The following is a 9,834-nucleotide window of genomic DNA, read 5'->3' as shown; positions in this document are numbered from 1 at the left end:
GGGGGGGGGAGATGGGGGGGGGGCGCCCCCCGGGCGGGGCGGGGCGGGCGGGGGCGGGGGCGGGGGGGGGGCCGCCCCCCCCCCCCCGCCCCCCCCCCGCCGTTTCGCGCCATCTTCCGGCGCGTCGGCGTCCTCAGCCCCGGCCGGGCCAGTACGTACGGGCCCACGCGCGCGGCCCCGGCTGCGGCAGCGTGCGCGCCGCCAGCCGGCTCGGGTCCGCCCACGCGTCGACCACCCGCGGTGCGCCCGACGGTGCCGAGGCCAGCACCGCCGCGCGCGCTTGGACCACCGCCAGGGCGGCGGCCAGCTCCTCCGGGGTCGGATTCCCCTTGACGACCTTGATCACCACAGGATTGACCTCCCGGACCTAGAGGGGGATGTTGCCGTGCTTCTTCGGCGGCAGGGCCTCGCGCTTGGTGCGCAGCTGGCGCAGGCCCTTGACGATGTGCGCGCGGGTCTCCGAGGGCATCGTCACCGAGTCGACGTAGCCGCGCTCGGCGGCGGTGTACGGGTTGAGCAGCGTGTCCTCGTACTCGGCGATGAGCCGGGCGCGGACGGCCTCCACGTCCTCGCCGGCGGCCTCGGCCTCGGCGAGGGTGCGGCGGTGCAGGATGTTGACCGCGCCCTGCGCGCCCATGACGGCGATCTGCGCGGTCGGCCAGGCCAGGTTGAGGTCGGCGCCGAGGTGCTTGGAGCCCATGACGTCGTAGGCGCCGCCGAAGGCCTTGCGGGTGATGACGGTGATCAGGGGGACGGTGGCCTCGGCGTAGGCGTAGATCAGCTTCGCGCCGCGCCGGATGATTCCGTTGTACTCCTGGTCGGTGCCGGGCAGGAAGCCCGGGACGTCGACGAAGGTCAGCACCGGGACGTTGAAGGCGTCGCAGGTCCGCACGAAGCGGGCGGCCTTCTCGGAGGCGTTGATGTCGAGGCAGCCGGCGAACTGCATCGGCTGGTTGGCGACGATGCCCACCGGGTGGCCCTCGACCCGGCCGAAGCCGGTGAGGATGTTCGGGGCGAACAGCGCCTGGGTCTCCAGGAACTCGCCGTCGTCGAGGACGTGCTCGATCACCGTGTGCATGTCGTACGGCTGGTTCGCGCTGTCCGGGATCAGCACGTCGAGCTCGCGGTCGCCGTCGGTGACCTCGGTGTCGGCCTCCTCCGGGAAGGCGGGCGGCTCCGAGAGGTTGTTCGACGGGAGGTACGACAGCAGGGACTTGACGTACTCGATGGCGTCCTTCTCGTCCCCGGCCATGTGGTGGGCCACGCCCGAGGTCGCGTTGTGGGTGCGGGCGCCGCCGAGCTCCTCGAAGCCGACGTCCTCGCCGGTGACCGTCTTGATGACGTCCGGACCGGTGATGAACATGTGCGAGGTCTGGTCGACCATCACGGTGAAGTCGGTGATGGCGGGGGAGTAGACCGCGCCGCCGGCGCACGGGCCGACGACCAGCGAGATCTGCGGGATGACACCGGAGGCGTGGGTGTTGCGGCGGAAGATCTCGCCGTACATGCCGAGGGCCATGACGCCCTCCTGGATGCGGGCGCCGCCGGAGTCGTTGATGCCGACGACCGGGCAGCCGGTCTTCAGCGCGAAGTCCATGACCTTCATGATCTTCTGGCCGAAGACCTCGCCCAGGGAGCCGCCGAGCACGGTGAAGTCCTGGGAGAACACCGCCACCGGGCGGCCGTCGACGGTGCCGTAGCCGGTGACGACGCCGTCGCCGTACGGGCGGTTCTTCTCCATGCCGAAGTCGGTGGAGCGGTGCCGGGCGAACTCGTCCAGCTCGACGAAAGAGCCCTCGTCCAGCAGCAGGGCGATCCGCTCGCGCGCCGTCAGCTTGCCCTTGGAGTGCTGCTTCTCCACGGCCCGGGCGGAGCCGGCGTGGGTGGCCTCCTCGATACGGCGCTGCAGGTCCGCGATCTTGCCCGCGGTGGTGTGGATGTCGATCGGCTCTGACGGTTGTGACATCGGGGTCGCGGCTCCCTGTGTGGTGTCAACTGCCTGGTCAATGAATGACTACTGCTGGCTACTGGTGCGTAGCGTATCGGCGGGCATGGCGCTCGGCAGTGCGGCGTTTGACACACCTAATGTGGCTTGCATGACGCCATCAGATGCTTCAGGAGGAGCCCCTTCCGGGCCCTCCGCGGGCCGCTGGTCGGACCTCGACCGGCCGCCGCTGAACGCCGCCGCGCTGCAGCGCGCCCTCGTCACCGGGCAAGGACTGTGGTCCTCGGTGGAAGTCGTCCCCACCACCGGGTCCACCAACACCGATCTCGCCGCCCGGGCAGCGCAGCTGCCCGAGGGGGCCGTACTCGTCGCCGAGGAGCAGACCGCCGGGCGCGGGCGGCTCGACCGCAACTGGGTCGCGCCCGCCCGGTCGGGGTTGTTCTTCTCCGTCCTGCTCAAGCCGGGCGAGGCCGTGCCGCAGGAGCGGTGGGGCTGGCTGACCCTGCTGGCCGGGGTGGCCACGGCGGCCGGGCTGTCCCGGGCCGCCGGGGTGGACACCGCACTCAAATGGCCCAACGACCTGCTGGTCACCGTGGAAGGGGCCGAGCGCAAGGCCGCCGGCATCCTCGCGGAGCGGGTCGCGGACGGGATCGTCATCGGGATCGGCCTCAACGTGTCGCTGACCGAGGACGAGCTCCCGGTCCCGGAGGCCGGGTCGCTGGCCCTGGCGAAGGCCGCCGTCACGGACCGGGAGCCGCTGCTGAAGGCCCTGCTGCGGTCCCTGGAGGAGTGGTACGGGAACTGGCGCGCGGCCGCCGGCGACCCCGCGGCCAGCGGCCTGCAGGAGGCGTACGCGGCCCAGTGCGCGACCCTCGGCCGGCACGTGCGGGCGGAGCTCCCCGGCGGGCGGTCGCTCACCGGGACGGCCGAAGCGGTCGACGCGGAGGGGCGGCTCGTCGTACGGACGGCGGACGGGGCGCACGAGGCCGTCGGCGCCGGGGACGTGGTGCACCTCAGGTCCGCGCACTAGAGCGGGTCCGGGCCGGTCAGCCGGCCCCCGGCGGGCCGGGCCCGGGGTGCCCGCCGGGTGGCCGCCCGGCGGGGCCCCGGACCGGCCCGTGCCCCGTGCCGGGCGCCGGAGGTCACGGGAGTGGGGAGTGAGCTACGGCACACCTGCCGTATGGTTTAGGCGATCCCGGTCCTGCCGGTGATCACCGGTTCGGCAGGGCAGTGCGCACGGAATGGACAGGAGGCGGCCCTTGACCGTCGACGACTCTACGTCCGGTGCGTCCGCCCGCGGACCCGGGAACCCGAGCGGCCCGGGGCCGATCGGGCGCGACCAGCACACCCCGCACCACGAGGTGGACCACACCGCCCAGCCGACGGCGGACCCGCTCGCCATCCGGCTGGAGCAGCTCATCCTCGGGGCGGAACGCCGGTACACCCCCTTCCAGGCGGCCCGCAGCGCCGGCGTGTCGATGGAGCTCGCCTCCCGCTTCTGGCGGGCCATGGGCTTCGCGGACATCGGCCAGGCCAGGGCCCTGACCGAGGCCGACGTCCTCGCGCTGCGCCGGCTCGCCGGCCTCGTCGAGGCGGGGCTGCTCAGCGAGCCGATGGCGGTGCAGGTGGCCCGCTCCACCGGCCAGACCACCGCCCGACTGGCCGAATGGCAGATCGATTCCTTCCTGGAAGGGCTGACCGAGCCGCCGGAGCCGGGCATGACCCGTACGGAGGTCACGTACCCGCTGGTCGAGCTGCTCCTCCCGGAGCTGGAGGAGTTCCTCGTCTACGTGTGGCGGCGCCAGCTGGCGGCGGCCACCGGCCGGGTGGTGCAGGCGGCCGACGACGAGGAGATGGTCGACCGGCGCCTCGCGGTGGGCTTCGCCGACCTGGTCGGATTCACCCGTCTGACACGGCGCCTGGAGGAGGAGCAGCTCGGCGAGCTGGTCGAGTCCTTCGAGACGAACGCCGCGGACCTGGTCGCCGCGCACGGCGGCCGGCTGATCAAGACGCTCGGCGACGAGGTGCTGTACGCGGCGGACGACGCGGCGACGGCGGCCGAGATCGCGCTGCGGCTGATCGAGACGATGGACGCCGACCCGCTGATGCCGGAGCTGCGCGTCGGCATCGCCTTCGGGACGGTCACGACCCGGATGGGCGACGTCTTCGGCACCACGGTGAACCTGGCCAGCCGGCTGACCTCGATAGCCCCGAAGGACGCGGTGCTGGTCGACGGGGCGATGGCCGAGGAGCTGGGCCGCACGGGCGCGGCCCCGGTCTCCGAGAAGGAGGCCGAGGCCGAGGAGGGCGGCGGCTCGTACCGCTTCGCGCTGCAGCCGATGTGGCAGCGGCCGGTGCGCGGGTTGGGCGTCGTGGAGCCCTGGTCGCTGACGCGGCGGAAGCCTAAGATCCCCGGGTAACGTTCGTTAACCGGGAGGGCCCTGTGTCGGTGGAGTCGGCGATGGAGTCGGAGTTCGTAGCGGTACGTCGGCACGGTGACGACGGGGTCGTGGAGCTGGTCCTCGACCGGCCGAAGGCGATGAACGCGGTGTCCACCGAGATGGCGCGGGCCATCGGGTCGGCCTGCGCGCAGCTGGCGGCGGACCGGTCGGTCCGGGTGGTCGTGCTCACCTCGACGGCGGAGCGGGCGTTCTGCGTCGGCGCGGACCTCAAGGAGCGCAACTCCCTCAGCGACGCGGAGCTGGTGCGCCAGCGGCCCACGACCCGGGGCGCGTACGGGGGCGTGCTGGAGCTGCCGATGCCGACGATCGCGGCGGTGCACGGCTTCGCGCTGGGCGGCGGCTTCGAGCTGGCGCTGGCCTGCGACGTGATCGTGGCCGACGAGACGGCCGTGGTCGGCCTGCCCGAGGTGTCCGTGGGCGTGATCCCGGGCGGCGGCGGCACCCAACTGCTGCCGCGGCGCGTGGGCGCGGCCCGGGCGGCGGAGCTGATCTTCACGGCCCGCCGGGTGGAGGCCGCGGAGGCGCTGTCGCTGGGCTTGGTCGACTCGGTGGTGCCGGCGGGCCGGGACCGCGAGGAGGCCCTCGCCCTGGCCGCCCGGATGGCGGCGAACTCCCCGGTCGGCCTGCGGGCGGCCAAGCGGGCGCTGCGGCTGGGGCACGGGATGGACCTGGCGGCGGGCCTGGAGATCGAGGACGCGGCCTGGCGGACGGTGGCCTTCTCCGGTGACCGGGCGGAGGGCGTGGCGGCGTTCAACGAGAAGCGCCGCCCCAACTGGCCGGGACAGTAGCCGCAGGGTTCGCCGCCTTCGTGCCTCCGCCGGGCCCCGCCCGGCGGGGCCATCGCCTACCAAATCGGATGAAACTCCCTAACCTGGGGTGATGGGACTCGACGCGCGGCTGCGAGCCGTCGTGGGCCTGGCGCAGGCCATGGCCGCCGCGGGGGCGCCGCGGGACAGCGTGCGGGCGGCCGCGCGGGGGGCGCGCCTGGCGATGGACGGGTCGTTCGCCGCGATCTCCGCCTGGGAGCGGGAGCGCGGCCGGCTGCGGGTGCTCGTCAACGAGGGCGAGCGCCGGGCGGACGAGGCCGAGTTCCCCGAGGACGAGTCGTACCCGGTGCACGACTTCCCGGAGATCACCGAGTTCCTGCACGAGCGCTGGGTCGGCGGCGGGGGCCCGCACGCCTGGGTCGAGAGCGCCGGCGGCGCCCGCCCCGGCCGCCGCGGCGAGACCCTGCGCCGGCGCGGCCGCGGCACCTGCGTCGTGGCGCCCGTCGTCCTGAGCGGCCGCGCCTGGGGCGAGCTGTACGTGGCCCGGGACGACGGGCTGCCCGACTTCGACGAGGACGACGCCGAGTTCGCGACCGTCCTCGCCGCCGTGATCGCCGCCGGGCTCGCGCAGAACGACCGGCTGGAGGAGGCCCGGCGGCTCGCGTTCACCGACCCGCTGACCGGGCTGGCCAACCGCCGCGCCGTCGACGTGCGGCTCGACGGGGCCCTGGAGGAGCACCGGCGGGGCGGTGTCGTCGTGAGCCTGGTGGTGTGCGACCTCAACGGGCTCAAGCGGGTCAACGACACCCTCGGCCACGCCACCGGCGACCGGCTCCTGGAGCGCTTCGGGTCCGTGCTGAGCCTGTGCGGGGCGATGCTGCCGGGCGCGCTCGCCGCCCGGCTCGGAGGTGACGAGTTCTGCCTGGTCAGCGTCGGCCCCCCGGCCGACGAGGTGGTGCGGGTCACCGAGGAGCTGTGTCGCCGCGCGGGCGGGCTGGAGCTGGGCGAGGGGGTGGCCTGCGGGGTCGCCTCGACCGGGGACCCGATCGGCCCCGTGACGACCTCCCGGCGGCTGTTCCGGCTGGCCGACGCCGCCCAGTACAAGGCCAAGGCGGCCCGTTCCGCCGGCCCGGTCGTCGCCGGGCGCGACACGGCGGTGGTGCGGCTGGCCGACACGGCCCAGCAGGAGGCCCCGGGCGAGCGGCGCCGTTTCCGCGGCCGGGCGTGACGGTGGGCGGCGTGACGGCGTGCGGCGTGACGGTGGGCGGCGTGACGGCGTGCGTCCCTCCCGGGGTGGGGCGGGGCGGGGCGGCGACCGGCGGACTTCTGCCCGGGTCGGAGACATCCGGTGAATGTCACTAGTGACATGAAGTGATTCAGTCCGTAGGGTGCTGAATATGGATATGCACACTGTCGTGGTGGGGACGTCCGGGACCACCCCCGAGGACGTCATCGCCGTCGCCCGCGGCAACGCGCGGGTCCAGCTGTCCCCCGAAGCCCTGGACGCGCTCGCCCGCTCCCGCGAGATCGTCGATTCCCTCGCCGCCAAGCCCGAGCCCGTCTACGGGGTCTCGACCGGCTTCGGCGCCCTGGCCTCCCGGCACATCAGCCCGGAGCTGCGCGCCCAGCTCCAGCGCAACATCGTCCGCTCGCACGCCGCCGGCATGGGCCCGCGCGTCGAACGCGAGGTCGTGCGCGCCCTGATGTTCCTGCGCCTGAAGACGGTCGCCTCCGGCCACACCGGCGTCCGGCCCTCCGTCGCCCAGACCATGGCCGACGTGCTCAACGCGGGCATCACGCCCGTGGTCCACGAGTACGGCTCCCTCGGCTGCTCCGGCGACCTCGCCCCGCTCTCGCACTGTGCGCTCACCCTGATGGGCGAAGGCGACGCCGAGGGCCCCGACGGCGTCGTCCGCCCGGCCTGCGAACTGCTCGCCGAGGCCGGCATCGAGCCCGTCGAGCTGCGCGAGAAGGAGGGCCTCGCCCTCCTCAACGGCACCGACGGCATGCTCGGCATGCTGATCATGGCCCTCGCCGACCTCCGCCGGCTCTACACCTCCGCCGACATCACCGCCGCCCTGACGCTGGAGGCCCTGCTCGGCACGGAGAAGGTCCTCGCGCCCGAGCTGCACGCCATCCGCCCGCACCCCGGCCAGGGCGACGCCGCCGCCAACATGGCCGCCGTCCTGAAGGGCTCCGGGCTCACCGGGCACTACCAGGAGGAGTCCGCCCCGCGCGTGCAGGACGCGTACTCGGTGCGCTGCGCCCCGCAGGTCGCCGGCGCCGGCCGCGACACCCTCGCGCACGCCGCCCTGGTCGCCTCCCGCGAGCTGGCCTCCGCCGTCGACAACCCGGTGGTCCTGCCCGACGGACGCGTGGAGTCCAACGGCAACTTCCACGGCGCGCCCGTCGCGTACGCCCTGGACTTCCTCGCCATCGCGGCCGCCGACCTCGGTTCCATCGCCGAGCGGCGCACCGACCGCCTCCTGGACAAGAACCGCTCGCACGGCCTGCCGCCGTTCCTCGCCGATGACGCGGGCGTCGACTCCGGCCTGATGATCGCCCAGTACACGCAGGCCGCCCTGGTCAGCGAGATGAAGCGGCTGGCCGTCCCGGCCTCCGCCGACTCCATCCCCTCCTCCGCCATGCAGGAGGACCACGTCTCGATGGGCTGGTCGGCCGCGCGCAAGCTGCGCACCGCCGTCGACAACCTGACCCGCATCATCGCCATCGAGCTGTACGCGGCCACCCGCGCCATCGAGCTCCGCCACGGGCTCACCGCAGCCCCGGCCAGCCTCGCCGCCATCGCCGCCACCCGGGCGGCCGGCGTCGAGGGCCCCGGGCCGGACCGCTTCCTGGCGCCCGACCTGGCCGCCGCCGACGCGTTCGTGCGCTCGGGCGGACTGGTCGAGGCCGTCGAGGGGGTCACGGGCCCGCTCGCCTGAGCAGCCCGCACCCGTCCGGCAGTGACCGGCGGCGCGGAAGAGGAACGGCCGGGGCCGCTCCCGGGAGGTGTCCCGGCGGGCGGCCCCCGGCCGTTGCGACGTGCTACAGGGCGCGGGTGCGGCGTACCGAGAAGGTGACGAAACCCGCGCCCACGCCCAGGAACAGGGTGCCGGTCAGCAGGTACGGGGTGGTGTCGATCCCGCCGGTGTCCGCGAGCGCCAGGGTGGCGGCCCGAGCGGCCTGCGGGGTCCCGCCGGCGTCCGCGCCGCCCGCGCCGTCGGCGGTCATCGTGACGGTGTCGGAGTCGCCGGTGTTCCCGGAGGCGGGCGCGACGGAGGCCGGCCCGACGGAGGCGGGGGCCGCGGACTCGGGTGGGGTGGCGTTCGCGGACGGAACGAACCAGAGGGCGGCGAGGAGAGTGGTCGCACCCAGCGAGGTGAGCAGGGGCGGGCGTGCGGACACGGGGCGATCCCCCTTGCGGAAGCAGCGAATTGACCGTGTGCGGAGATGCTACCGGGACTAACGGCCTTGGGAGATATCGATGTCGGGGTGTGCTGGTCCGGCGGGATGGCTGGTGGCGGACCTGCACCTCGGTGCCGTCGGTCTGCAGTCGCAGCATCGAGGGTCCGAAGGGACGGGAAGGGCTCAAGGTCCGGAACTGGGTGTGCTCCTGCGGGACGGCCCACGACCGCGACGAGAACGCAGGACTCGACCTTCGCCGTGAAGGACGGCGCATCGCGGCCGAGGGACGCCCGGACACGTAAAACGCCTGCGGAGCCCGTCAGGGAAAGGGGCGGGTCGTGGAAAGCCGGGGCTCGTGCGGGCTTACTCTCCGACGTATGAACCCTTCTGACACATCACGGTACGTACGGCTTCGGGTGGATTTGGTGCTGGAGGTGCCGGACGCCGAGGCGCTCACCGGAGCCGCACTCGACCACATCTCCGCCGACGAGTCCATGCCGGACGACGAGCGCGGCCACGCCGAGGCGGCGGTCCGCGAGGACGAATCGGAGGCCCTCGCCTACCTCGTCGACCCCACCGACCTGGTCGTGGACGTCCCCGGGGTGGAGCTCGTACAGGCCTCCTGGAGCAGCGAGCCCGTCGAATACGACCCCGAGTCGCTGGAGTACGACCTGGACGAGGAAGATGGGGGCTTCGACAGAGAGACCGACAACGCCTGACCGTGGGGTGGCCCACATCCAAACGGAATGTGGAACCGTCCGGGCCGTCAATGCGTTGACTGGTGCGTGGCAGGGGGCGTGTCCCCCTGCCCGGGGATGCCCCCGGGGGGTTCGGCAACGATGGAGTGGCGTGTGAGGACGGACAGCAAGCGGCGGAGAAGGTCCGTGGCGGCCATATCGGCCGTGCTCGGCGGCGTACTGATGCTCACGGCGTGCGGCGGCGGGGACGAGGGCGGGGCGAAGGGCGGCGGGGACACCGCCAAGTCCCAGTCCGACGTCGACGCGGCGGCCGCCAAGGACGCGGCGAAGGTCAAGATAACGATCGCGCCAAAGGACGGCGCGACCAACGTCGGCCTGGACACCACGGCCGTCAGCGTCGCCGACGGCACGCTCACCGCGGTCGAGCTGAAGACCTCCGAGGGCGCGACCCGGGGGGGGGCGGGAGACGGGGCGGGGGCGCCCGGGGGGGCGGCGCCCCCGCGGCCGGCTTGGCGCCGGGCCTGGGGCCCACCCCTCCCCACCTGCCCACCGCG

General features: G+C 74.0%; 9 protein-coding genes and 1 pseudogene. 7 read left to right on the top strand and 3 right to left on the bottom strand.

Going from position 1 to position 9,834, the window contains the following annotated elements; all coding sequences use genetic code 11:
• Positions 1-133 precede the first annotated feature (133 nt).
• Both ACFVGY_RS36325 and ACFVGY_RS36320 read right to left on the bottom strand, forming a co-directional pair.
• On the bottom strand, positions 134-349 hold the full coding sequence (locus tag ACFVGY_RS36325) for an acyl-CoA carboxylase epsilon subunit (protein ID WP_385686416.1): 216 nt from the start codon (positions 347-349) through the stop codon (positions 134-136).
• Between the two features lie 18 nt (positions 350-367).
• Positions 368-1,966, bottom strand: coding sequence for an acyl-CoA carboxylase subunit beta (locus tag ACFVGY_RS36320; RefSeq protein WP_385686413.1), 1,599 nt, complete (start codon positions 1,964-1,966; stop codon positions 368-370).
• A 130-nt stretch (positions 1,967-2,096) separates the two neighbouring features.
• Here ACFVGY_RS36320 and ACFVGY_RS36315 point away from each other — a divergent pair, with 130 nt between their 5' ends.
• The 5 genes from ACFVGY_RS36315 (at position 2,097) to hutH (ending at position 8,119) form a co-directional block, all read left to right on the top strand.
• A complete protein-coding gene (locus ACFVGY_RS36315; RefSeq protein ID WP_385686410.1) occupies positions 2,097-2,975 on the top strand; it encodes a biotin--[acetyl-CoA-carboxylase] ligase in 879 nt (292 codons plus the stop codon).
• A gap of 229 nt (positions 2,976-3,204) precedes the next feature.
• Positions 3,205-4,365, top strand: a complete 1,161-nt coding sequence (locus ACFVGY_RS36310) for an adenylate/guanylate cyclase domain-containing protein (protein ID WP_385686406.1) — start codon at positions 3,205-3,207, stop codon at positions 4,363-4,365.
• A gap of 41 nt (positions 4,366-4,406) precedes the next feature.
• Complete coding sequence (locus tag ACFVGY_RS36305; RefSeq protein WP_385686403.1) at positions 4,407-5,195, top strand: enoyl-CoA hydratase/isomerase family protein; 789 nt, start codon at positions 4,407-4,409, stop codon at positions 5,193-5,195.
• 91 nt (positions 5,196-5,286) lie between these two features.
• Entirely contained in the window at positions 5,287-6,402 is a 1,116-nt protein-coding gene (locus ACFVGY_RS36300; protein WP_385686400.1) for a diguanylate cyclase domain-containing protein, read from the top strand.
• A 175-nt stretch (positions 6,403-6,577) separates the two neighbouring features.
• The gene (gene hutH / locus ACFVGY_RS36295) at positions 6,578-8,119 is read left to right on the top strand and encodes a histidine ammonia-lyase (protein WP_385686431.1); all 1,542 of its coding nucleotides are present in this window, start codon (positions 6,578-6,580) and stop codon (positions 8,117-8,119) included.
• Between the two features lie 103 nt (positions 8,120-8,222).
• Here hutH and ACFVGY_RS36290 read toward each other — a convergent pair whose 3' ends face one another.
• Positions 8,223-8,582 (bottom strand): hypothetical protein, encoded by a 360-nt coding sequence (locus tag ACFVGY_RS36290; RefSeq protein ID WP_385686397.1) that lies wholly within the window; start codon positions 8,580-8,582, stop codon positions 8,223-8,225.
• 377 nt (positions 8,583-8,959) lie between these two features.
• Here ACFVGY_RS36290 and ACFVGY_RS36285 point away from each other — a divergent pair, with 377 nt between their 5' ends.
• A complete protein-coding gene (locus tag ACFVGY_RS36285; protein WP_385686394.1) occupies positions 8,960-9,301 on the top strand; it encodes a hypothetical protein in 342 nt (113 codons plus the stop codon).
• A 165-nt stretch (positions 9,302-9,466) separates the two neighbouring features.
• Positions 9,467-9,834: pseudogene (locus ACFVGY_RS36280) on the top strand (hypothetical protein); the annotation flags it as partial.

Source organism: Streptomyces sp. NPDC127106, assembly GCF_042677605.1.
GTDB lineage: Bacteria > Actinomycetota > Actinomycetes > Streptomycetales > Streptomycetaceae > Streptomyces.
Note: the sequence above shows the minus strand (reverse complement) of the source record. Positions and strands in the feature narration are given on the sequence as shown.